The organism is candidate division TA06 bacterium, assembly GCA_016235665.1.
Taxonomy (GTDB): Bacteria; Edwardsbacteria; AC1; order AC1; family EtOH8; genus UBA5202.
Genome location: JACRJI010000008.1, coordinates 389,179 through 414,470 on the forward strand (window position 1 = coordinate 389,179; position 25,292 = coordinate 414,470).

General features: G+C 55.1%; 17 protein-coding genes. All 17 read right to left on the minus strand.

Annotated elements, in window-relative coordinates:
* Positions 1-5: 5 nt before the first annotated feature.
* Positions 6-1,277 (minus strand): HAMP domain-containing histidine kinase, encoded by a 1,272-nt coding sequence (locus HZA73_04425; protein ID MBI5805273.1) that lies wholly within the window; start codon positions 1,275-1,277, stop codon positions 6-8.
* Positions 1,278-1,415: 138 nt separating this feature from the next.
* A complete protein-coding gene (locus HZA73_04430) occupies positions 1,416-5,651 on the minus strand; it encodes a GAF domain-containing protein (GenBank protein ID MBI5805274.1) in 4,236 nt (1,411 codons plus the stop codon).
* Complete coding sequence (locus tag HZA73_04435; GenBank protein ID MBI5805275.1) at positions 5,644-10,482, minus strand: PAS domain S-box protein; 4,839 nt, start codon at positions 10,480-10,482, stop codon at positions 5,644-5,646. Before HZA73_04435 ends, HZA73_04430 begins: the two co-directional genes overlap by 8 nt.
* Positions 10,483-10,492: 10 nt before the next feature.
* The gene (locus HZA73_04440) at positions 10,493-11,221 is read right to left on the minus strand and encodes an amino acid ABC transporter substrate-binding protein (GenBank protein ID MBI5805276.1); all 729 of its coding nucleotides are present in this window, start codon (positions 11,219-11,221) and stop codon (positions 10,493-10,495) included.
* A gap of 105 nt (positions 11,222-11,326) precedes the next feature.
* Complete coding sequence (gene purD, locus HZA73_04445) at positions 11,327-12,598, minus strand: phosphoribosylamine--glycine ligase (GenBank protein MBI5805277.1); 1,272 nt, start codon at positions 12,596-12,598, stop codon at positions 11,327-11,329.
* Positions 12,599-12,803: 205 nt separating this feature from the next.
* Complete coding sequence (miaA, locus tag HZA73_04450) at positions 12,804-13,727, minus strand: tRNA (adenosine(37)-N6)-dimethylallyltransferase MiaA (protein ID MBI5805278.1); 924 nt, start codon at positions 13,725-13,727, stop codon at positions 12,804-12,806.
* A complete protein-coding gene (gene mutL, locus HZA73_04455) occupies positions 13,724-15,430 on the minus strand; it encodes a DNA mismatch repair endonuclease MutL (protein MBI5805279.1) in 1,707 nt (568 codons plus the stop codon). Before mutL ends, miaA begins: the two co-directional genes overlap by 4 nt.
* A 412-nt stretch (positions 15,431-15,842) precedes the next feature.
* A complete protein-coding gene (locus HZA73_04460; protein ID MBI5805280.1) occupies positions 15,843-16,031 on the minus strand; it encodes a hypothetical protein in 189 nt (62 codons plus the stop codon).
* Positions 16,028-16,237, minus strand: a complete 210-nt coding sequence (locus tag HZA73_04465; protein MBI5805281.1) for a hypothetical protein — start codon at positions 16,235-16,237, stop codon at positions 16,028-16,030. Before HZA73_04465 ends, HZA73_04460 begins: the two co-directional genes overlap by 4 nt.
* A gap of 95 nt (positions 16,238-16,332) precedes the next feature.
* Positions 16,333-16,827, minus strand: a complete 495-nt coding sequence (locus HZA73_04470; GenBank protein MBI5805282.1) for a YajQ family cyclic di-GMP-binding protein — start codon at positions 16,825-16,827, stop codon at positions 16,333-16,335.
* Positions 16,824-17,453, minus strand: coding sequence for an outer membrane lipoprotein chaperone LolA (gene lolA, locus HZA73_04475; GenBank protein ID MBI5805283.1), 630 nt, complete (start codon positions 17,451-17,453; stop codon positions 16,824-16,826). Before lolA ends, HZA73_04470 begins: the two co-directional genes overlap by 4 nt.
* Positions 17,450-19,717 carry a DNA translocase FtsK gene (locus HZA73_04480; protein MBI5805284.1) on the minus strand — a complete coding sequence of 756 codons (2,268 nt, stop codon included), beginning with the start codon at positions 19,715-19,717 and terminating at the stop codon, positions 17,450-17,452. Before HZA73_04480 ends, lolA begins: the two co-directional genes overlap by 4 nt.
* 31 nt (positions 19,718-19,748) lie before the next feature.
* The gene (locus tag HZA73_04485) at positions 19,749-20,492 is read right to left on the minus strand and encodes a 2-phosphosulfolactate phosphatase (protein MBI5805285.1); all 744 of its coding nucleotides are present in this window, start codon (positions 20,490-20,492) and stop codon (positions 19,749-19,751) included.
* A gap of 3 nt (positions 20,493-20,495) precedes the next feature.
* Positions 20,496-21,614, minus strand: a complete 1,119-nt coding sequence (locus HZA73_04490; GenBank protein MBI5805286.1) for a type IV pilus twitching motility protein PilT — start codon at positions 21,612-21,614, stop codon at positions 20,496-20,498.
* Position 21,615: 1 nt separating this feature from the next.
* Positions 21,616-22,173, minus strand: a complete 558-nt coding sequence (gene efp / locus HZA73_04495; GenBank protein ID MBI5805287.1) for an elongation factor P — start codon at positions 22,171-22,173, stop codon at positions 21,616-21,618.
* 189 nt (positions 22,174-22,362) lie between these two features.
* Entirely contained in the window at positions 22,363-23,445 is a 1,083-nt protein-coding gene (locus HZA73_04500) for an aminopeptidase P family protein (GenBank protein MBI5805288.1), read from the minus strand.
* Between the two features lie 120 nt (positions 23,446-23,565).
* Positions 23,566-25,155: a tetratricopeptide repeat protein gene (locus tag HZA73_04505; protein ID MBI5805289.1), complete on the minus strand. Its 1,590-nt coding sequence runs from the start codon at positions 25,153-25,155 to the stop codon at positions 23,566-23,568.
* Positions 25,156-25,292 lie beyond the last annotated feature (137 nt).

The following is a 25,292-nucleotide window of genomic DNA, read 5'->3' on the forward strand; positions in this document are numbered from 1 at the left end:
ATCCCTTAAAGCGATTTAGTATTTGAGGGCAGGGGCAGGTTGATTACAAAAGCGGTGCCTGCTCCCGGCCGGCTGTACAGCAGTTTGATCCTTCCCCCGTGGTAATCCTCGATTATCCTTTTGACCAGGGAAAGCCCCAGCCCCCAGCCCACCGACTTGGTGGTGAACCCGGGCCGGAATATTTTGGGCTGGTTCTTGGGATTGATCCCCCGGCCGTTGTCTTCCACTGTGATCTCCAATTTTGAGCCGTTGCGGCTGACCTTGATCTTGATCAGGCCGCCAGGCCCTTCAATGGCATCAATTGCGTTCTTTACCAGGTTCTCCACCGCCCACAGGAAAAGCTCGTTGTTTAAGGCTGCTTCGCAGGTCTGCTGATAATCTTCCTCAAATGAAATATCCTTGCCCATGTTGGCCACCCGGCGCCGGAAATAATCCACCGCTTCTGTAGTCAACCTGGTAACTTCCACCGGCTGCAATTTGGGAATGGATCCGATCTGGTTGAAACGGGCCAGCACCTTGTTAAGGTGAGCCAGGTCCTTTTCCATCTCGGGAACCACATCGGCCGGCGGATGCCCTCCGTCTTTGAGCAGGGTCAGCCATCCCATCAGCGAGGAGATGGGCGTGCCAAGTTGGTGGGCTGCTTCCTTGGCCAGGCCCACCCACACCGCCCGCTCTTCATTGATCTTGATGGTGCGGAAGCCGATGAATCCGATCCAGACAAAAAGGGCTACCACCACCAGCTGAATAATGGGGATGAACCGCAGTTCCCTTAAAACGCCGGGTTTCCCGTAATGAACGGTGACCACGTTGCTGGAGTCCTGCCCCAGGGTCATGGTGATAGGCTGGTTCTGGTGATCCAGTTCCCCGATGGCCGTTTTCAGCTGATAAAAAGGCTCTTCCGGAACAAGTTTCTCCCAGCGTCCGGCCACTTCGGGTGGAATGACCTGCTGGTCGAACTCCATTCCCTTGACATCGATCCCCCGCCAGGCGATGGGCAGGCCCTGGCGGTCTGTCACGATCACCGGGAAGTTGATGTTCTGGATGACCTCCTCAAATATTATTCCGGTCTCGGGCGATTCCCCGGCCGGTTCGGGCAGGGCGGCTGTCATGCAGAACCTGGCAAACACCCTGGACATGATCCTGGGCTCTGACTCCAGCCTTTTGATCAGCCCAACCGTGTAGACCAGAGACGCTGCCACCATCAGCAGCGCTCCAATAAAAAGATATGCCCGCCACACCTGGGACCAGCGGGAATGCGGTTTGATGAAAGAAGCCATTGGGCAGTATCCTTATTTGGTTCTGTGTCTGGCCTGAAGGCTCTAAGATTGGCACTAAAGCAATTAAAACGGCTGAACTAATCCGGATCAGAGATACTATCTTAATTGTTCAGCGGACTGAGATCTGCGTGAAAAATTCTAATGCTTCACCAGATCGCGCCCGCCGGCTTTGGCCTTATACAGACACTTGTCAGCATAGTCTATCAACTGGTCCTTTTCCGAGCCGTTCTCGGGGTAGCTGGAGACTCCCAAACTGACCGTAATGCCTGGTAAGGGATTTTTCTGAGCATCGATCAGCGCGTGTTTTTTAACGGCCAGCCGGATCCGTTCAGCCAGTAATACTGCATCCTTTTTAAGAGTCTCCGGCAGTACCAGCATGAACTCCTCACCTCCGTAACGGGCCACCAGGTCCACTTCCCGGGCCTGCTGTTTAAGTATCTCGGTCACAGTCTTCAATACCAGGTCTCCCACTGGATGCCCGAATTTGTCGTTGAACTTCTTGAAATGGTCTATGTCCAGCATAATCAGAGCCAGGGGATGCTTGTAACGCTTGGCCCGGTTGAGTTCCCGTTCAAAGAAGCTCTGGAAGTAACGGTGGTTGTTGATCCCTGTCAGACCGTCGGTCACCGCCAGCTGTTCGGTCTCCTGGTAAAGCCTGGCGTTTTCCACCGCCACCGATATCTGGGTGGCCAGAGTGGACAGCAGGTTCAGGTCTATCCGGTCGAAATCCCCTATGACATCGCTCTCCACATTGATCACACCGATCACCCGGCCCTTTAGTTTCAGGGGAACCGCCATCTCCGACCGGGTGCGCTGGTCAATGCAGATATAAGAAGGTTCTTTGCTGACGTCATTGACAATGATGGACTCTCCGGTCAACCCGGCCCGGCCGGTAATTCCTTCGCTGCCTATCTTCACCCGGCGGCCGGTCTCTTTTACGTTTTCGGGATAGCCCAGGCTGGCCATCAATTCCAGTTCACCCCGCAGGGAATCGCTCAACAAGATAGCGATCTTGGGATAGCTGAATGTGTCTTTAAGGATGGTGCAGACCTGGTTCAGCAGATCCTGAAGCTGCAGGGTGGAACTGACGGTAGTGCCCACGTTGTGCAGGGCCGAAAGGTCGCGGACGTTGCGCTGGGCTTCCTGATAGAGGTGCTTGGCCTGGCCGTAAAGACGGGCGTTGTCCATGGCCACGGCCACCTGGCTGGCCAGGGTGGACAACAGTTGGGCATCCGACTGGTCAAAAGCGTCAAGCTTGTCGTCCTCAATGCTCAGCACACCCAGTATCTGTTCCTCGCGTTTGATGGGGATGGCTATCTCCGAAAGAACCCGCTGATCGCCCACTACGTAAAGCGGCTCCCGGCGGACATCCGGTATTATCAGGGGCTGGCCCTTTTCGGCCACCCATCCCACCACGCTGCTGCCTCCCACCGTAAAATGGACCTGCTCCAACTCGTGCTCGTAGCCGCTTTGCCCGCCCACAAACAGGCTGCCGGTGATGGGCTCCACTTCAAAGATGGCAACTTTCAAATAATGCAGTTTTTCCCTGATCAGGTTGACCACGCTTTCCAGCAGCTTTTGTTTTTCCAGCTCCGAGGAGATTATTGTGCCGATCTCGTAAAGCACTGAAAGTTCGGTGATCCGATTCTGGGCGTCCAGATACAGTGTAGCGTTCTCGATGGCCAGCACCGCGGTATTGGCAAAGGCTTCCAAAGACCGGATCTTCTTCTTGTCGGGGATCTTTCCGTCTGAAGGCCGCTCGATCTGAATCAAGGCCAGCAGCCGGCGGCTCTTGGAATAAAGCGGGGTCAGGATCCGGCTTCCCTGCTGCCAAAGACCGGAATCTTCCGTGGTGCCTCCGGACCGGGGTTTGGCCTGATCCTGTCCTATAGCCGGGACCAGGAAGGAATTGCTGATCCGAAGGTCGGAACGCATCAGCGGAGAAACCTCGGACAGGGGCATTTTCTTTAACTGCATTTCCTGAAATTCTTCCGGGGGGATCCCTGAAGCCGCTTGGTGGATCAGATTGAGACCGTCAGGCTCGGTGCTGCTGATCAGTACCCTGTCAAAACTTAAGCTGGTACGGATACCCTCTACTATCACCGAAAGGATCTCCTCCAGTTTAAGGGAAGAAAGGATAGTGCTGGATAGATACTGCAGGGTGGAAAGCTCCGTATTAACCTCGATCTGACGTTTCAGCGCCAGATTGAGCCGGCTGTTGGCTTCGGAAAGTTCTCCCTGATTGCGGTTGATCTCCTCAAACATGCTGGCGTTCTTCCAGGCCACCGCCGCCTGGTTGGCGAACAGGGAAGCTACCTCCAGTTCCCTGGAATAAAATCCCCTGGAAACCTTACGCCCGATGATCAGGACCGCTTCGCTGCGGCCGTCAATAACCAGGGGGGCCACCAGCACCGCCTCCGAATCATCGCTGGTGCCGGCCACGTGCACTGTTCTTGAATCGCAGGCGGTATCGGGTATTATCTCCGCCCGGCCGGTCTGGGCGATGCTGCCCACAATCCCTTCGTCCATGGAAAATGGGGGGTCGGCCATTATCTCATTCTGATAAGGGCCCAAGGCCAGCATCGGTGAAAGGCTCCTGGTTTTCCAGTCAACTTTGTAAATGGCCAGCCGGTGAAAAGGGATCAGGCTCTCTATCTCCTGCGAGATTTTAGCCAGAACATCTTCGATTTGCAGGGAGCCCAATAAAAGTCCGCTGGTTTCCAACAATGCTTTCTGGGCCGAGGACCGGCTGTCCAACGCCAGCACCAGCTCGGTCCTTTCCAGAGCCATGGCAATGCTGCTAGCCAAAATCTGAGCCAGCTGTAATTGTTCGTTCGTGAATCTGCGGAAGTTGCCCCGAAAATTATTAATGTTTAAAACTCCCAGCAATTGGGCCTTGGCCTGCAGCGGAACCAGGATAGCCGCGCCCAGGTCCTCCTTCTGGGGCAAGGATGTAAACCTGGGGTCGTTTCCCAGGTCGGAGGTCAGCACTGGCTCCATGTATTCCGTAACCCAACCGGCCAGTCCCTGGCCCGGTTTGAACCTGGCCTGTTTTTCTGTTTCTTCGGAAAGGCCCAGGGACGCTTTTATAACCAGATCTCCGGTGGCCGGGTCGATCAGCATCAGGGATATGGCATCGGCGCTGATGATATCACTGATGATCTTGAGACCCAGCGACATCACTTCATTTTCGTCGGTGGCATTGATCACGGCCTGGCTCATCTGATAAAGTGTGGAAAGTTCCTTGATCTTCTGCTGGGCCACCTGCTCCATCCTGATCTTCTGAATGACGGCCGCCGCCTGATTGGCAAAATTCTCCAAAAGCCTGATATCATATGGGCTGAATCCGTCCAAACTGGAACTTTCGATATCCAGCACTCCTATCACCTTATCCCGGAACTTCAGCGGCAGGGCTGCTTCCGAACGACAGCCGCTCTCGGATTCCACATAGCGTTTTTCCTTGCTGACGTCGGGGACATACAGGGTCTTCCCCTGGGCCGCCACCCAGCCGGTTATCCCCTCCCGGCCGATGGCCAAACGGGTATCACGGATCACTTCGGCCCGGTATCCGACTGCAGCTTTAAGATAGAGATATTTGTTTTCCTGATCGGAAAGCAGAATGGCGCAATTCAAAAAACCAAAGGTCTCCTTGATCAACAAGGGTATCTTCTGGAGCAGTTTGTCCAGATCGGTCTCGGTCACTGCGGCTTCGCTCAATTGGTGAAGCGCTTCTGCTTCTTTGGTTTTTTGCAGGGCGGCCGCATGCAGCCGGGAATTCTCCAAAGCCACCGCCGCATATCCCGCTATGGAGACCAACAATTCCTGATGTTCTGAATCATAGGCCTCTGTCTTCCGGTAGCTCTGGACCGCAATCATTCCCAAAGTATTCTCCCTCAGCCGGATGGGTACACCCAGCCAGGAAAGAGCCGGCTTGCCTATCACCTTTACCGGCCGGCCTTTTAGATTTCTTTCCTTATTCTTCAACAGCAATGGTTTGCCTGATTCCAGCACCTGTTCGGTCAATCCCTGACCCCAGGGCTTTCTGGACCTTGGTTGTTTCCTGCCTTCCTCCACCTCGTAAATGAACTCCACCTCTTTTTCCTGACGGTGCCACAAAGCCACGTAAAAATTCCGGGCATCCAGCAAACGGCTGACCTCGCGGTGCAGCCGGGGCCAAAGCTCCTCCATGTCCATCACCCGGGCCATGGACTGGGCGATCTGGCTGAGCACCGAGATTTCTTCCAGTCTTTTCTCCAGGTTCTGGACCTGGGCAATGCTGGCCCTGACCGGCAGGCCTGAAGGCTGGTTCTTGGATCTTACGGCCGGCCCTGGCCGGGGGCCTGGGCCGGATATGTTCTTCTTGTTCTTATCCATGGGTTTCCTGGTGAAGTTTAATGAATACCCTGACGATCTCTTTGTCAAACTGGGTTCCGGCCGCCTCCTGCAGCCGGTTGACGGCCACTTTCAGGTCAAAAGCCTTGCGGTAGGGACGGTCCGAGGTCATGGCCTCAAAGGCATCGGCCACGGCGATGATCCTGGCCTCCAGCGGGATCTCATCGCCCTTGATGCCCTGGGGATATCCCGATCCATCGAAATGTTCATGATGACTGTGGATGATGGGGGCCACTTTCAGCAGTGACTCCACCTCGGACACCAGGTGACTGCCGATAACCGGATGCAGTTTGACTTCCTGATATTCGTGGTCGGAAAGCAGGCTGGGCTTGGTCAGTATCTCGTCCCTGATGGCCAGCTTGCCTATGTCGTGCAGCAGCGAACTGAAATCTATCAGCTTCACCTGCTCCTCCGGCAGTTTAAGCTGGCGGGCTATGTTCAAAGCATGAAAACGGACATTCTCGGAATGACCCTTGGTATATGGATCTTTTGCGTCCATGGCCGCCACGAAGGCTTTGAGCGTCCCGTAATAACTTTGTTCCAGATCATTGTACAGCCTCAGATTGTCTATGGCCACCGCCACCTGATAACAGAACAACTCCAGCAGCCGGACCGTTTCCAGGCTGGGGATCCTACCGTCCACAGGTTCATCCACCGTTAAATAACCGATATGCTTGTCCTTGACCATCAACGGAACAAGCAGAACATCGTCCGAATGCCAGTCGCCGGTGGGCTGATACTGCTTGTTTATCAATTTGATGGAAAAATCTACCCCCGGAGCATCATGAGGGATGAAATATGAACTGCTGTAACGGTATTTTTTGTTGAATATCTTCTCCAGTTTTTCGGCCTGGGCCGGACCGGCCTTGAGGATGGCTGCGATCTCCTTTGAGGTCATGCCAAAATGGGCGATATGACTGTTACGTCCCTCCTCATTTTTAAGCACCAGCACCGCCCGGGAGAACAGCCCGGTGCCTGCTATTCCCTCCATGGTCAGGTCCAGCTTTTTCTGAATATCGCCGGCCCGGGCCACCTGCAGGCTCACCCGGAACAGATCGGACAGTTTGTTCTTTTCGTTCAACAGATCTTCTTCGGCTTTTTGCCTCTCGGTGATGTCCTCAATGGTCCCTTCGTAATATTGAACTTTGCCCTGCTGGTCCCTGACCGCCCTGGCGTTTTCGCTGATCATCAGTATCTTGCCGTCGGGACGTCTCCAACGGGCCTCAAACCCAAGCACCTGGCCGTCCCGCTCCATCAGTTCTTTGAAACGGTTCCGGCTGCTGATATCCATATATCCTGATTTGTTCAGATCCAATGATATCAACTGTTCCAGATTTTCAAAACCCAGCATTCTTACCAGGGCCGGATTGGCCAGCAAAACCTGCCCGGAAGGCGTGGTGCGGTAAATGCCCTCTACGATGTCTTCAAATATCTGGCTGTACTTGCGCTCCGACTCCGCCAGCTTCCGCTCTGATTCCTTTTCCTCCGTAATGTCCCGGATCACCGTGATGACCCTGCTTACCTTGGTGCCTTCAAATATGGGAATTTTCCTGGTCTCCGTGATCAGCACTTTTCCCGAAACGGTGTTTTCATCCTGGGTGGTCACCGGCTGGCCGGTCTCGAACACTTGCTGGTATTCCTGCCGCACCTGGGGACTTAGGAAAGGACAGACTTCAAATACATTTCGCCCGGCCGGATCTTCGGCCAGATCCAGGCGACGGCACCATGCTTTGAATACGGCATTGGCCAGCAGTATGTTCAGTCCGCTGTCTACCACATGGATGGCGTCGCCGATGGAATCTATGGTGGTGCGGTACTGGGCTTCGGAAGCCTGGAGTATCTCTTCCATGGACTTCCGTTCGGTTATGTCCAAAATCATCCCCAGGCCGGACTGCCGGCCGTCAAACTGGGTCAGGGTCCCAGCAAAATCCACCCAGCGCAGTTGTCCGTCCTTGCGGATAATCTTAAATTCGTAATTGGCCGGAACATTCACCCCCTTTTGCCGGGCTAGGCCTCTTTTTTTAACCATTTCCCTGTGTTCTGGGTGGACCAGTTCCCAGAAATTCATCTTCAACAATTCTTCCGGGCTGTACCCGGTAAGAACCTGGCAGGCTGGATTGGCATAGATGAATTTTTCCAGATAGGCAAAGATCCCGGCCGGGCTGGCCTCGGCCAGCGCCCTGAACCTGGTCTCGCTTTCCTTCAGAGTCTGTTCGCCCTTCTTTCTTTCGCTGATGTCAACTATCACGCCCCTTAAACCACTTATCTGCCCTTCTTCTAACACCGGGCTGGCATAGATGCTGATGGGGAATGTGCTGCCGTCCTTGCGTAAAGCCAGGTATTCCTGATTCTCGGCTGGGTTGCCTTTCAATCTTCGGACTATGTTCTGGCCGGCCCGCTCCCGATCCTGGGGCGCCAGCATGGATAGAACCTTAAGGCCGCTTCTTGATTCTTCCTGGGTATAGCCGAACTGACTGAGGCCCGTGTTATTGACATATACCAAAATGCCCTGATCGTCCATCTCGAACACAGTCTGGGGCAGGGTATCGGCCAGTTCCCGGTATTTTTGTTCGGAGATCTTCAGTTTTTGTTCATTCAGCTTACGTTCATTGATATCAATGTTGAATTCAGCCACCAGCCACTGGCCGGACGAGTTTTGGTAGGGAATGGTGTGAACCTCCACCCAGCGCTTTTCCTTTACCAGATATTCTTCGGTCACCACGCTCTGTTTATCGCGAAGAGCCTTGGTAATGCCGCAAGCAGGACAAATTTCTTTCCGGTCCATAAAATATTCATAGCACTTGCGCCCGGCCGGCTCGCCATAAGATTTTTTCCATTCCGGATCAATGTACTGGATATTGTATTCAGTGTCTATGATGTCGTATCCTGTCTTGGTGGCCCCCAGGGCGTACTCAAACCGCTGGTTCACATCCCGTACCGCCAGCTCCGCCTGTCGGCGTTCGGTCAGGTCGCGGCAAAGCCCCATCACCTCGGCCACGGTTCCGTCCTGGCCGGTCAGCGGGACCAGCCAGGTCTCCAGCCACAGTTCCCTCCCCCTGATGGGCGTCGGCAGTTCATAGTGGGCGGTGCGGCCGGTCTGAAATACGCTGAGCAATTGTTCCTTTTGTTTTTCGTTGATGCATTGATCAAAGAATTCGGTGATATTGCGGCCATTGGCCTGGCCCTCCGCCAGACCGGCGATGGACGCGGCTTTAGAGTTGGCATATTTTATTGTTCCTTCCCGGTTCACCACGAATATGATGTCCGGAGAAGACTCGGCCAGAGCGCGGTAACGCTGTTCGCTCTCGGCCAGGGCCAGTTCAGATCGTTTGCGAAGGATGATGTTTCGCCCCACCGACACAATATGGGTTGGCCTCCCTTCAATGCTGTGCAGCAGGCTGGTGGAATATTCCAGCGGGAATTGGCCGTTCCTGGCGGTCATCACATTCACCTGGACATTGTTGACTCCCCCGTAATCCAAGGTCTTTTGGAAATTATGCAGAGCCAGGCCCCGGTCATCTGGGGCGATGAAAAGGGAAAAATTCTTGCCCATCAGTTCGTCCCGGGAATCAAGCTCCAGCAATTCGATGGCTTTGTCATTGGCTTCGGTAAATTTGCCGCTGAGATCGGTGATGATTACGGCATCCGGGGTGGCGGCAAAGATGCTTTTGATGACATCCCTTTCCTTTTTCAGATCCTCCTGGGCTTTCTTCTGTCCGGTGATATCCCTGGCCACCCCGATGAAACCGACTGCTTCCCCGTCGGCATTTTTTAAGATGGTAGTGGTCGTTTCAGCGTAAAATACTGTACGATCCTTTTTGATATGACCCACCACCCCGGCATTGAGACCCTGGGCAATGACTTTTTGGTTAAAAGGCAGCAGTTCCCTCTCCAGCTGGGAGTGAGAATGAAATATGCTGATGTGCTTGCCCACTAATTGCTCCGGGGTATAACCGTGCATAGCGGCCCATGAATGATTGACAAAGGTCAATATCCCTTCCAAATCGCAGACCGCCACTCCTTCGCCCACCTGCTCGGCAATCCGGGCCAGCCACACCTGACGTTCCTGGGCCTTCAGCAGCTGGCGGTTCTTTGATCCCAGTTCCACCATGTCCTGCCTGATGGTGCCGGCCATGGTGTTAAAGGCCGAAACCAGACGCCCCAGTTCATCTTTTCGTGTTATGTTTATCCGGTGGTCGTAATTGTTTTTGACCAGTTGGTCGGTGCCCTCTATCAGGGCCTCGATCGGTTTTCCCAGGTACCTGGCCACCAGCCAGCCGGCGGTTAAACTGACTCCCAAACCCAGCAGCAGGATCAGATAATTGAACACGTTGGTCCGGTGGTAGATCGCCAGTATTTTGTTCTCAAAAAAACCCACCTGCAACATACCCCAATCCCTGCCGTCAATGCTGACCGGGATCAGAAGCTCGTAAATATCCTGACCCTCAATTACGTGTTTGTGAATGTCCTTTTGATGTTTTTTGGGGTTTTCCTGATACAATTCTATGGCCTGCCGCCCTGCCTGACTGCCGGTAGCAGCCAAAGGAGTGGCGGCGTTGTCGTATACCACCGCATAAGCAATTTCCGGACGCTGGCTGAACCTGATGACATTCTGTTCCAGCGCCAAAAAATCGTTCTTCAGCACCGACTCCTGAACGGTGACTGCCAGCATGTCGGCCACAGTGGCGGCGTGGGACCTGAGCTCGGTCCGCCAGGCCTGCCCCTCCCAAAAGGTATGATTAAGGGAGATGGACACGGCAATGGATCCGGCCACCGCGGCAGTGATCAAGCCTATTTTAAGTGATAGTTTCATGCTTGATATTTTATAACAGCCATTTTTGATATAATTGTTTCAAGAAACCCGTGCGTTCCAACTCGTCCAATATCTGGTTGACCTGCATGATCAACGACTTCCTGCCCTTGGCGGCGGCTACCGCCATTCCGCAGGGGGTAAAGGGAACAATGGGTATCTTGTATTCAGGGTTTTGTTTGATGAAAAACCGCGAAGATAAATAATCGTTGAAAACCGCATCCACTTCCCCCCGGTGCAGGGCGGCAAAGCTTTGATCGGTGGTGGAAAAACTCTTAAACTCAAAACCCAGCTGGGCGGCATTTTCCCGGGCATACTTTTCCCCGGTGGCCCGTTGCTTGACCGCCACCCGGCAGCCCTTTAATTGGCTTAAAGAATTTATTTTTTTATTCCCTTTTTTCACCACCATCACCAGACCCGAATTCACGTATTTCCGGCTCATCTCGTAACGCTGACGGCGTTCTTCAGTAGCATGGACGGCCGCTATCACCAGATCGGCTTGTCCGGCATCCAGGGCCGGCAGAAGTTTGCTGAAATCCATCTGGACCCATTTGATTCTTACCTCCATCCGGCGGGCTATCTCCTGGCCCAGCTCAATATCGTAACCGGCCAGTTCCCCTTTTTCATCCCTGAACTCAAAGGGCGGATAATCTCCGGTGGCCACCACCATGGTTTTGGTTTGGGCTCCGATGTTCAAGCAAAGCAAAGCCAGGACGGCGGGAAGCAGAAAGAACTTTTTCATTTTATCACCTCAGATAAAATTGAATCTCCCTTGCCGGATTTTTTGCCGCTACGAGAACAGACAGGATTTACATGATTTCATTTTCGGAGTTTGTTTGTGGATGCCTTAGCGTTTTAGCCCCTTGGCGCCTATGTCCCGGCGGTATTGCATACCTTCAAATCTTATTTCAGAAACAGCTTGGTATCCCTTCTCCAATGTTTCTTTCAGGTTTGAAGCAACTGCCGTTACCCCCAGAACCCGGCCTCCGGCGGTGACAAGTTTGTTGTCTTTGAGCGCCGTCCCAGCCTGGAATACTTTGATATCCAGATTTTGCAGAGATTTCTCCATCCCTGTTATTTCAAAACCTTTCTGGTAACTGCCGGGGTATCCGCCGGAAGCGGCCACGATGCAGGCGGCGCTTTGGGCGGACCATTCGATCTCATCAGGCTTTAGGCGTCCCTCGGCGCAGGACAACAGTATCTCTGCCAGGTCGGACTCCAAAAGCCGCATATAGCTCTGGGTCTCGGGGTCGCCAAAACGGGCGTTAAACTCCAGCACTTTGAAGCCCTGAGAGGTGCGGATCAACCCCGGGAAAAGACAGCCCTGGAACGGCGCACCAAGATCGGAGAGAGTTTTCAAGACCGGCAGTACGATGGTATTATCTATCTCAGCCATCATCTCCGGGGTCACCCAGCCCACCGGGACATAGCTTCCCATGCCGCCGGTGTTTGGCCCCAGGTCGCCGTCTAAAGCCTGCTTGTGGTCCTGTGAGGCCGGGAACAATGCGGCCCTCTGGCCATCGCAGAAAGCATGGATGGAGATCTCCTGCCCTTCCAGGAATTCTTCAATTATGATCTGGTTCCCGGAAGCCCCGAATGCTTTATCCACCATGGCCGTCTGCAAAGCGGCCTTGGCCTGTTCCTTATTTTGACAGATGATCACGCCCTTGCCCAGAGCCAGGCCGCTGGCCTTGATGACCAAAGGGTATTTTTGTCCGTTAAGATGATCCAGGGCCTTTTTATGATCCTCAAAAACAGCGTAATCGGCGGTGGGTATACCGGCCTTCCGCATCAGGTCCTTGGAGAAGGCCTTGGAGGTCTCTATCTGGGCGGCTTTTTGGGTGGGTCCGAATATCTTCAAGCCTTTTTTTTGAAAGACATCAACCACTCCGGCGGCCAGACAGTCATCCGGACCGACCACTGTCAGGTCAATGCTGTGCTTCAGGGCGAAATCCGCCAGGCCGGTGTTGTCGCTGGCCTTAAAATCAATGCATTCGCCCAGTTCCGCCAGACCGGGATTCCCCGGGGCGCAGTATATTTTTTTTACCAAAGGGCTTTGGGTCAGCTTCCAGCCCAGGGCATGTTCCCGTCCGCCCGAACCGATCAACAGTATCTTCATTGAATTTTAATATTTTTTCACCACCAAGACACTAAGCCTGCACTGAGCGGTGCCGAAGTGGCACCAAACCATTTGTAAATAGTTAATTGTATTTAGTGCCTTGGTGTCTTTGTGGCAGAATCGTTATAACTTTTATATTAACACGAAAAAACGGCCCTGTCAATATCAATAATCACAAGGCCGGTATAATGTTAGGGAACCATTGTTAAACCGATAATTTATTGACAATATCTTCAGGGCCGTCATTTGGAGTGCAGTTTATCCATTGCTGATAATTCATCTTGCGGAACCAGGTAAGCTGTCGTTTGGCGTAATGCCTGGTGTTTCTTTTTATCAGCCGGACCGCCTCCGCCAGGTCTGTTTTCCCCGCCAGATGAGCCATCAGTTCCTGATATCCCACCGTCTGCATTCCTGGGGAATCGGGCCCGTACCCGCATTCCATAAGCTTTTTTACTTCATCCAGCAGGCCCTGGGCCATCATCGCTTCTACCCGGTCATCGATCCTTTGATAGAGGGTCTTCCGGTCCAGGTCCATCACAATCAGCTTATAGTTCCTGTTGTCTCCCCGGCGTTTTTCCCGGAACCATAGGCTTAACGGTTTTCCGGTCAGCATGAAGACCTCCAAAGCCCTGATGATCCGCACTTCGTCGTTTAACTTCAGCCTTTGGGCGGTCTCCGGGTCGCATTCGTCCAGCCTTTGCAGCAAAGCCTGATTGCCTTTGGCTTGGGAAAAGTCCTTTAGTTCCCGGCGGAGGCTGTGGTCAGCCGAAGGTATGTCAACCAGCCCTTCGGTCAGGGCCTTCAGGTAAAGGCCGGAGCCTCCGGCGATGATATAAGCCTGATCATTTTCATCCAACTCATCCATCACCCGCCGGGCCCCGGCGGCAAAGGTTGCGGCGCTGTAGGCCAGATCTGGCGTCAGGATATCCGTCATGTGATGAGGCGCTGACTGCAGTTCCACTGCCGTGGGCTTGGCAGTGCCGATCTCCAAGCCTTTATATATCTGCCGGGAATCGGCCGAGATAATGTGGGCCTTCAGCCTTTGAGCCAAGACAAGGCCGACAGCTGTTTTGCCCACAGCAGTCGGCCCGGCCAGCACCAGTACTTCATTGTTCTGGTCCTGCTTCATATCCTGCCGAACCGGTGTTCCAGGTCTTCCAGGGTGAATTTTATCACCGACGGGCGTCCGTGGGGATCCAGATAGGGCGAGCTGGTGGCAAACAGCCGGTCCACCAGGTGGTTCATCTCCTCCTGGTTCAGCGCTTTTCCGGCCTTGACAGCGGCCCGGCAGGCGAATGAGCGGGCCAGCCTCTGGGCCGGCTCCAGGTTCACGTCCGAGGTATCGGCCAGATCGGCCAGAATGCCCCGCACCAGGGCCGCCTCGTCGCCGCTCTGCTCCCAGGAGACCGGCAGGCCTTCCATCACCAGGGTCTGTCCGCTGAATTGCTTGACATCAAAGCCCAGCGAGCCGAAGACCTCGCGGTACTGCTGGTAGACCTGCATCTCACGGGAAGAGAGCTCCACCGTCACCGGGAACAAAAGCTGCTGGGCCCGCCTGTGGTCCCGGGCGGCAAGCAGTTCCTCGTATAGTATCCGCTCGTGGGCCGCGTGCTGGTCTATCATCACCAGGCCGTCGCGGATGGCGGCCAGAATGTAGCGCTGGTGCAGCTGCCAGTAGGCCACCACCGGCTGGATGGACATCAGATTCTTAAGGCCGGCCTGCTCCGGATTTCCGGAGGAGAACAGGGCCATGGCTTCCTGTATCTGCAGTTGGCCCGGCTTCTCCGGCCCGGTCCAGGGCTGGTAGCCCGTGTTTTGAGGGTTGAAACTCCCCGCCGTCTCCGGCCTCTGCTGTTCGGTGAACAGGGCCTTTTCCACCGCCGCCCGCACGGTGCGGAAGACGAAGGACTCGTCGCTGAAGCGCACCTGCACCTTGGAGGGATGGACATTGACGTCCACCAGGGACGGGGATATTTCCAGGAAAAGCACATAGCTGGGATGCCTGCCGGCCAGGGCCGGGCCGAATCCCTGGTAGACGGCGGCCGAGGCCAGCCGGTCGGACACCAGCCGCCCGTTGACGAAGAGGTACTGCTCCCGGCGTTTGGGCCAAAGGTTTTGGGGCCCGGAGAGATATCCGGATATCCGCAAAGGCTTTTGACCGTAGTCGATCTTCAGCAGCGTGCGGTATAGCTCTCCGCCCAGCACTTCCCTGATCCGGTCGTCCTGGCTGGCTGATTTGAGATCGTATGTTGCCCGGCCTTCGCTGATAAGCTTGAAGCCCGCTCCGGGATTGGCCAGGGCTAAAGACAAAAACAGTTCCGCGATCTTGCGGGACTCGGTGGTCTGGCTCTTCAGGAATTTCCTTCTGGCCGGAACGCTGGCAAAAAGTTCCTCCACCATCACGGTGGTGCCCGGCTGGGCGGCCTGCTGTTTCCGGGATATTATTCCGCCCTCCCGGCATTCAATCTGCCAGGCGCTGTCCGATCCGGCCGGACGGGAGACCAGGGTGAACCGGGAGACCGAGGCGATGCTGGGCAGGGCTTCGCCCCGGAAGCCGAAACTTTGGATGTCCTGCAGGTCTTCGTAGCTGTTGATCTTGCTGGTGGCATGGCGCTGCAGGGCCAGTTCCATCTCCTCGCCGGTCATGCCGGCCCCGTCGTCGGAAACGCGCAGCAGCTCCAGGCCTCCGGCCTTCACCTCGACCTCGATGCTGCGGGCCCCGGCGTCCAGGCTGTTCTCCATCAGCTCCTTGGCGGCCGAGGCCGGGCGCTCCACCACCTCGCCGGCGGCGATCTTGTTGACTATTTCGGGGGATAGGACGATGATCGGCATGATTTACCTTTGCCCACTTAAGCTTGTCCTGAGCAAAGCCTAAGGAGGCACTAAAATATTCTAAATAAATTCTGATTAGAGATGGTTCGCAGTATTTCGTAGGTGGGTATACCGTGGATTTTACCTTTGCCCACTAAAGGACACGAAAAATAGTTTAAAATAGATTTCGCGTAGTTTCGTGTATTTCGTGGGGAAAGGTCCCCGGAATTCTGCCCGCTAAACACGCTAAAAAACGCTAAAACCAATAAATTATATAAGGTAATAATCTTTTGCGTTCCTTCGACTCGGATTTCGGCTGGGGCTCGGTCTGGCAGCTCAGGGCATGCCTTGGTGTCACTTCGATTAAACTCAGGGCATCGTTTAGTGTGAAAGGATATTTATTTCGCGCTATTTCGTGTATTTCGTGGGCGGGTTATTCCCCGGCGATGGAATCCAGTGTGTTGGAATGCTGCTGGGCCTTGGCTTGGATGGTGTCGGTGCGGTCCTTCAGCGTTTTGTAGGTCCCCACCGGACCGAGGTCTTCCCGGGTATGCTCGGTCTTTTGGGAACAGGAAAGGCTTAACGAAACGGCCAAAACAAAAACGAATAAAAATATCTTCATTCTTTGCCTCCGGCCTTTTCTTTGTTCTTTTCGTGGACCATCAGCGTGAACATGATGTTGGCGGAGACCATGCAAAGGATACAGGTGGTGGCAAAGATAAGTTCTTTATTATTGACCGAGGCCGGCAGGAACTTGAAGATAAAAAGGAAGGCGCTGATGACCATCAGTATCTGGCCGACCCAGTAGAACAAGGTGCTGTTTTTCATGCAACCTCCATTTTGATCATTTACTAAAGCATAATAGACGCCTTTAGCGTCTATTATTAATGGAACACCATCTCAATGTTTCTGGAATACTTTTTCTAAGTCGTCCTGTAATTGGTGAACTGCAAGGCCAGCCCCAGGTCATCCTGCCGGAAAAGCGCGATCACCTGCTGCAGGTCATCCTTGTCCTTGCCGCTTACCCGCACCTGCTGGTCCTGGATCTGGGCCTGGACCTTGATGCCCGAGGCCTTGATCCGTTTGACCATCTCCTTGGCCTTGTCCATGGGGATCCCCTGCACGAACACCAGCTCCTGGCGCAGGTAGTTCTTGGCGGCCGGCTGGGGCTCCTTCTGCTCCAGCGCCTTGATGGATATCCCCCGTTTGACCATCTTGCTGAATATGATGTCCAGCATGCTTTTGCGCTTGAACTCATCCGAGGCCGAGATCACCAGCTTGTCGTCAAGCAGTTCTATCTGGCAGTTGGTTCCCTTGAAATCAAAACGCCCGATGATCTCTTTCTGGGCCATCTGGACCGCATTCTTCATTTCCTGAAGGTCGATCTTGGAAATTATGTCGAAAGAACTCTGGCTCATTGGTTTTCAATTATCTCCGCGTTTTTGGGCATGATAAAGTTAAATCGGGCGTCCTTGAGCCCGGGATTGGTCTTGATCTTGCTGAAACTGTATTCGGCGCTGTTGCCGTTGACATCCACCGCCTCTATCCCTGTGATCAGAAGGGTTTTCCTGTCCACCACGATCTTTACGGCTTTGATGATATCCTTCAGCTCGTCCGGCTCCATGAAGAACAGATAATCCCCGTTGTTGCGGCAGCCGTCCTTGGCCCGGCCGGAAAGGAGTTTGTCCAAGGGGTTGAGCCAGACCAGGAACTGGGGGGAGCTTTTAAGGTCGGACTTCATCACCTGTTTTTCGTTGATCAGGTGGAGCCAGATGGTATTGCCGTCGCAGACGATCTCCTGCTTGTCGGGCTTGGCGATGTCCAGCCGCAGTTTGTTGGGACGTTTGAGCTCCAGCTCACCCTCGTACCTGGTGCAGGTGCCGGAGGCCGCGCTGCATACCGTTTGCACCACATGGGCCTTCAGATCGTTGATCTTCCGGTACTTGGCCCGGACCTGTTCCAGTAGTGAATCGCAGTTTTGGGCCAGGGCCAGAGAACTGAAAGCCAGCCCCAGCGCTACGGCCAGTTTAAAGGCTTTGATCATTCACCGTCCTCCTCGTTTTTGATTAAGACCTGGCGGGCCTTGCTGCCGTCGAACGGGCCCACCACCTGGGCCGCCTCCAACTGGTCTATCAGCCGGGCCGCCCGGGAATACCCGATCTTCAAACGGCGCTGAAGCAGGGACACCGAGCCCTGCTGGTGCCGGATCACCAGTGATCTGGCCTCGGCAAAAAGTTCATCCTGGCCGTCCTGATCCGCCCCCTCCTCCGGTGGCAGGTCCACCTCCATGGAATATCCGTTCTCCTGTTCCGGCGCGGCGGATGATTCCCTGTTCTCGGGCTGGCCTTCGGCCACCCCGTACCAAGACTTGACAAACTCCACGATCTGGTTGGTCTCCTTGGTGGAGATGAACGGCCCATGAAGGCGTTCCGGCTCGGCCTTGCCCGGGGGCATGTACAGCATGTCGCCACGGCCCAGCAGGCTTTCGGCCCCATTGGCGTCCAGGATGGTGCGGGAATCGGTGCGGGAGGCCACCTGGAAGGCGATCCGTGAGGGGAAATTGGCCTTGATCACCCCGGTGATCACGTCCACCGAGGGCCGCTGGGTGGCCAGGATCAGGTGGATCCCCACGGCCCGGGACATCTGGGCCAGTTTGGCGATCCGGTTCTCGATCTCCCCGGCCTCGCGGGAGAGCATCAGGTCGGCCAGCTCGTCGATCACGATCACCAGGTAGGACATCTTGCGTTCGGACTTGTGGTTGTATTCCTCGATGTTGCGGCAGGTCTCCTTGGCCAGCATCTTGTATCGGGCGTCCATCTCGGTGACCGCCATCCGGAATATCTGGAGGGTCTCGTCGGAATCGGTGACCACTCCTTCCACCGTCCGGGTGATTGGTTCCTCCCCCTCCTTGACGTGGACCCGGTACTGGAACTGCAGGTGGGGAATGCCCCGGTAGATGGAAAGCTCGATCCGCTTGGGATCGATCATGATGAAATGCAGTTCCTCCGGGGTGGCCCGGTACAGCAGGCTGGTGATGACGGTGTTCAGGCAGACGCTTTTACCGCTGCCGGTGGCCCCGGCTATCAGCAGGTGCGGCATGTTGCTTAGGTCGGCCGAAAACGATTCTCCGGTGATGGTCTTTCCCATTGCAAAGGCCAGGCAGCCTTCCTGGGCCTTGAAATTGTCCGAGGCCAGAAGCTCCTTCAGCATCACCATCTGGCGGTGCTGGTTGGGGATCTCTATCCCCACCACCCCTTTGCCGGGAATGGGGGCGATGATCCGGATCCGGGTGGCCTGCATGGCCAGGGCCAGGTCGTCGGAAAGGTTTGCGATCTGGTTGACCTTGACCCCCGGGGCCGGCTTGAATTCATAGCTGGTGACCACCGGGCCGGAATAACGGTCGGTGATCTCTCCCTCGATCCCGAACTCCTTCAGTTTCTCCAGCAGAATGGTGGACTTGTCCTCCTCGTCTGCCTTGACCTGGTCCCGGTCGTCGTATAGAATGGACAGGAATTTTTGCTGGTAATCCTCGGAGACCGTTCCCTCCCGGGCCGGGGTTTTGGGCTTGGCTTTCTTCTCGGTTTTGGCGGCCTTGGCCTCCGGTTTGGGTTTTTCCGGCGCCGGGACAGGTTCCGGTTCATCAGGCTGGGGCCGGGATTCCTTTTCCGGTTTTTCGGCCGCGGCCGGTTTCTTTTTAAAGGTGATCTCCTTTGGAGTTGCTTTGGCCTTCTCCAAACCGGCTTTAACCGGGGCCACAGCCAAAGTCAGCCAATGCTGGAAATTGATCTCGGTCCCGACCAAAAGCAGTATGATGAACATCCCGGACAGCACCAGCCAAAAACCCACCGGCCCGAAAAGCCCGCCGATGAAGGAAGCCAGCAGCATCCCCCATTTTCCGGCCCCGCCCGGTTCGGCCAGATCGCCGGTGTAGTAAGGAACATTTAGTCTGGCGATCATGGCCAGCGCAAAGCTGACAAAGGCCAGGCTTAACAGGGTGTTCCAAAGAAGGCGGTAGAGTTTTTTATGCCGCAGGAAGAACCAGCCCCAGACCAAAACGTAGAAAGGCATCAGCAATGCGGCGTAGCCCAGCAGGCCTATCAGCCCGAAAGCCGCCATGTCCCCCAGCGGGCCTCCCCAATTCTGCCTAGGCCAGCCCTGGGACCAAAGATGGCCGTCCTGGCCGGAAAAAGAAACCAGGCTGACCAGCATAAAAAGCCCGGCTATCAGCACGGCCACCCCGAATATCTCCTGTCCCCGGCTGAATTCCGGGGAAGATTTTTTTTCTTTTTCTTTTTGGTCGGATTTCATTTATCTTATCTGTCTGTTTTTGTATCGCTGTTTAGCGGGGATCCCCGGCCTGGCAGGACACTATCCGCCCGTCCTTCATCACCGGCACGGTGCTGCTGGCGTCGGGCTGGGTGGCATATTCTATGTCAGTCAGGTAACCCAGGCCGGCCAGGTAACTGCCGTGGTCGCTTTCCCTGACGGCCTTGGTAAGGTGGCCCTTGTGTTTTTCGTAGATGTCCCGGGCCACCCTGGCACTGTCGTTGATCTCGGCCTCGGGAGACTGGTCCTTGATCAGCTTGGTCAGGTACCCGGCGCAGAGCAGGTCCTCCAGCGAGACCCGGCCCTGCTTGCCGGAGCATAACAGCACTATCTCGGCCTGGGTTTCGGTCAGCACCGGAACCAGGGCCTTGGCGTTTATCAGGCAGCCTACCGCTATCAGCGCCGCCCCCTTGGCCCGGGCCACGGCCACCGTTCCGTTGGTGGTGGCCATCAACAGGCTTTTGCCTTTGACGTTCTCCGGAGTGAATTCCAGGGGGGAATTGCCCAGATCAAAGCCGTTGATCTTATTGCCGTCCCGCTCGCCGCACAGGACCACGGTCTCCCGGCCCATGGTCTCGGCCAACCGGGTGGCTTCCTCTATGCTGGCCAGGGGTATTATCTCCTTGGCCCCGGCCTCCAGCGCCGCCACCATGGAAGTGGAAGCCCGCAGTACGTCTATCACCGCCACCGTCTTGCCGGCAAAACCCTGCTCCGGCATTTCGGACGGAACTATGACCACATCAATTTTAATGCTCAAATCTTACTTTCTAGACGTTGTGTCAAATGAATCCCACCCCCGTGAATCGGAGGCGTTCTCGATGCCCCTTAACCGGAGCTTGAATTCGTCCGGGTTGGTCACGCTCTGCAGGGCGGTCTCGTAGGAGATCATCCCGTCGCGGTAATGCTTCATGATTGATTGGTCAAAGGACTGCATGCCGTACTGGGTGTTGCCTTCCGAGATCAGCTGGGGGATCATCAGGGTCTTGACCGGATCCAGCAGGTGCTCCCTGACCGTGGCAGTGTTGATCATCACTTCCACTGCAGGCACCCGGCCCTTGCCGTCGGCCCGGGGCAGCAGGCGCAGGGATACCACGCCTATCAGAGTGGCAGCCAAAAGGACCCGGACATGCTCGTGCTGGTGTGGCGGGAAGAAGGAGATCACCCGGTTGATGGTCTCCGCGGCGTTAAGGGTATGGAGGGTGCTCATAACCATGTGACCGGTGTCGGCAGCCTGGAGCGAGGTGGCCAGGGTGGTCTTGTCCCGGATCTCCCCTATCAGTATCACGTCCGGGTCCTGGCGAAGCACGTGCTTCAGGGCGGCGGCGAAGGACAGGGTGTCGGTGCCCACCTCCCGCTGGCTGATGATTGACTTCTTGTCGCGGAACAGGAACTCAATCGGGTCCTCCACCGTGATGATGTTCCGGCTCTCGGTCTCGTTGACATGCTCTATCATGGCGGCCATGGTGGTGGATTTTCCGGAACCGGTGGTGCCGGTCACCAGCAGCATCCCCCGGTGGCTGGTGGCCAGTTCCTTGATGATGGGCGGCAGAGCCAGCTCGTCGATCTTCTTGACCGAGACCGGAATGGCCCTCAGGGCCAGGGCTACGCTGCCACGCTGCATGTAGACGTTCACCCGGAACCTTCCCAGACCGGCCACCCCGATGGCGAAGTCCAGCTCCTTCTCCTCGGCAAATATCTGCTGCTGGTCCTTGGGCATCAGCTGCAGGGCCACCTGCCTCAGTTCTTCCGGGGACAGCGGGGCCTCATTCAGGGGTTTCAAGCTCCCGTCCACCCTGAAGACCGGAGGCATTCCCGCCTTTAAATGGAGATCGGAGGAATTTTCCTTGACCATCCGCTCCAGGGTTTGTTTTAGATCCATCTCAGGCCCTCTCTAAATACTTTCCGGTTCTGGTGTCTATCTTCAGCAGGTCGTTCTCGTTTATGAACAGCGGCACCTGGACCACCAGCCCGCTCTCCAAAGTGGCCGGTTTGGTGACCGAGGAAGCGGTATCCCCCTTAAAGCCAGGCTCGGTATGGGCCACCTTAAGAATGACAAAGGTCGGAATATCTATCCCTATGGCATTCTCATCGTGCATCAGCACCTGGATTTCTGTGTTTTCCTTCAGAAAATCCTTGATATCCTTGAAGAGTCCTCCGGGCAGGCTGATCTGTTCGTAGGTTTCGCTGTCCATCAGCATGTACATATCGTCGCTGTTATACAGGTACTGCATCTTGCGGCGCTCCAGCCTGACCTCGGTGATCGATTCGCCGGAGCGGAAGGTCCGCTCTATCACCGCGCCGGTCTTGACGTTCTTCAGTTTGGTGCGGACAAAAGCCCCGCCCTTGCCCGGCTTGACGTGCTGGAATTCAACCGTGTAAAAAAGCTGTCCCTCGTAATTCAGGACCATTCCGTTTCTAAGATCCGCAGTGCTGGCCAATTTCTCCTCCTAAAAGTTTGGGTATATTATTTGATGATTAAATTATTCAAGTACTGCCTTTTTTTCACACAATACCACAGAGCATATCCTTCTCCAACCAAAGGAGACACAAGATATATGTCCTCTCGATGGTATTTGTGTCTTGGTGCCACTTCGACAAGCTCAGTGCACCGTTTGGTGGCAAAGTAACTACTTGATGACTATCAGTTCCTTGGGCGATCTGCTCAGTATCCGGCAGCCCGTGGCGGTGACCACCACCAGATCCTCGATCCGCACCCCGCCCCAGCCCGGCAGATAGACCCCCGGCTCCACCGTCACCACCGAATTGACCGGCAGCAGGTTCTCGGACTTGCTGCCCACTCCCGGGGCCTCGTGCACTTCAAGGCCCACCCCGTGGCCCAGCCCGTGCCCGAAATACTTGGCATAACCGGCTTTGTCAATGACCGCCCGGGCGGCAGCGTCTGCATCCTTGCCCTTGACCCCGGCCTTGACGGCCTTCAGCCCGGCCAGCTGGGCCTTAAGCACGGTGTCATAGACCTTCAAGTGCTTGGGACTTGGTTCTCCAATGCACACGGTCCGGGTCATGTCGGAATGATAGCCCCGGTAGACGGCCCCGAAATCAAAGACGATGAAATCGCCCTTCCTGATCTTCCGGTCCGAAGGCTGGGCGTGGGGCAGGGCGCTGTTGGACCCGGAGCCCACTATGGTGTCGAACGAGGGAGCGCTCGCCCCCAGGGTCTTCATGATCGATTCCAGCCTGAAAGTTATCTCCAGCTCGGTCATTCCCGGTTTTACTATTTTGACTATCTTGCTGAAAGCCTGGTCGGCGATGGCGGCTGCCCGGGAGATGTTCCTTATTTCTTCCGCGACCTTGACCTTGCGGAGTTCCTCGGTCAGGCCCGTCAACGGCAGCAGTTTTTTCTTCTTCAGTTCTTTCTGCAGCAATTCGTACTGGTGGTATTTCAGATCATTCTTTTCAAATCCGATCCTTTGGGCCTTCTTAAAATCGGGATTAAGGAAAAGCTCCTCCCAGAGCCCTTTTTTGATGATGACGCACCTGGCCCCCTTCACCTCCCGTTTTACCTGTTCCTGATAGCGGAAATCGGTAAAGAACACCGACTCCTTCTTTGATATCCAAAGCAAGCCCGAACTGCCGGTGTAACCGGCCAGATACCTGATGTTGATCAAGTTGGTGATGATGATGCCGTCCGCCTTGTTTGAGGCCAGGGCCTTTCTGATGCCGTTGATCCTTTGACGGTTGATATCTGGCATAATAACTCCGGGGTTTAAAGTGAAATGTGGTATTTGTGGTCCCGGGTGTCCCTTAAAGGCATACCGCCCTGAGGCGGTATGCAGCAGTGAATACCAATTTTGCCCGGGAAATTTTTAGTTCTATTTTTGCAAAGACGACAGCCATGACTGAAAACTGCTGACGGTGTTCTCGCCCTCGGCCTTTTTCTCGCCTTCTGTCTCCGGTTTGGGCGGCTCGGCTGCAGCAGGTTGTTCACCTGAGGTTTTTGGGGCGTCTGAGAACAGGGCCGAAAAATCAACCGCTGCTTCCTTGGCCGGTTCGGGCACCGGCTGGGGTTCGGGGGTTGCAGGCACTTCGGCTCTTTCAGTCATAGGCTCAGACACCGGTTTGGACTGTTCCTCCGGAGCAGATGTCCCGGCCAGGATATCATCAGGCTGAACTGCTTTTGGTTCTTCAGCCTTCACCTCTTCGGCCTTCTGTTCCGGTTTTTCAAACTTATCGAACATTCCGCCGAAAATATCTACCGCCGGCGGCGCTTCTGGCAATGAAGAGGCCGGTGTTTCCAGTACCGGTTCTTTCTTGGATTCAGGCTCAGTGGCAGGGATCGAGTGGGCAGCCGGTTCTTGTTTGACCGGTGGCTCAGGCTCTTTTTTCTCTTCGGCCGTCTCTTCCGGTTTTTCTTCGGGATATGCCTTTTCCAGCAGTTCGTCCATCCTGGCCTTATAATCATCGTTCCCGGGGTCTGCGGAGATCAGTTCCCGGTAGACCTCGACGGCTTTTTCATAAAAACCCTGCTGGACGTATATCTCGGCCAAAGTTACCGTGGCTTCCGCCGGTTTGCCGGCATCATCTGCGGCTGCCGGCTTTTCTTCCGCCTTGGCCTCCGGTTCTTCGGCCTTGACCGATTCTTCTTTGGCTTCAGTGACGGCGGGTTCTTCCTTTGTCTCCAGCGATGAAGATTCCGGGGCCACAATTGATTCCTCTTTTGTGGCTGGATTTTCTTCTTCGGACTTGTTTTCCGGCTCCGGAGATTCCAAAACCGGTTTCGCCTCCTGTTCCTCCGGCTTGACCGGTTCGGTTTTTGGAATGGCTTCCGCCAAAACATCAGGGAACGGGATCGGCTCAGGAGAGATGATTGCTTCTTTGGCCGGCTCTTCAGGTTTGAGGTCCACCGGTTTTTCTTCCGCCGCCATTGCCTGTTCTTCCTTGACCGGCTCAGGCTCGGTTTCTCCGCGGACGATCTCAACCACCGGAGCTGGCTGGGGGGCCGGTTCGGGCTCAGGCTCCGGAACGGCCTGGGGCTTTTCATCCTTTTTGGATTTCAGTAAGGCCACTTTCTCGCTTAGCTCTGCATCGCCCGGTTCCAGATCCAGCACCATCTGGTAAAACTTTACCGCTTCGGCAAACATATTTTGTTTTTCATAAGTGCCGGCCAGCAGTTTGTAGCCCACCATGTTCTGGGGATCGCTTTTGATGGTGGCCTCAAACTCCTCCCGGGCCAAGGCGTACATTTGTTTTTCCAGATAGCAGCGCCCCAGGATCAGATGTGCAGTGGCATAGGCCGGATGATGTTCCATACCCTTTTTGGCGGTCTCTATGGCCTCGTCTATCATGCCGGCCTTGCGGTAGGCATCGGCCAGCTGGGCAAAGACCCGCGATTTGGGGTCTGCCACCAGTTTTTGGGTAAGCTGTTCGATCTCCGGCGGTAATTTTAAATTTTCATCGGCCATTTGGCTTCTCCATGAAAAATGAGTGTTTTTTAAGAACGGCAGAACTTGCCTAACGTATCATAACATTAAGCAATTAGGCTAAGTTATATTATATTCTGAAGCGTTGGATTTGTCAATAGAAAATCGAGTCTCATGTG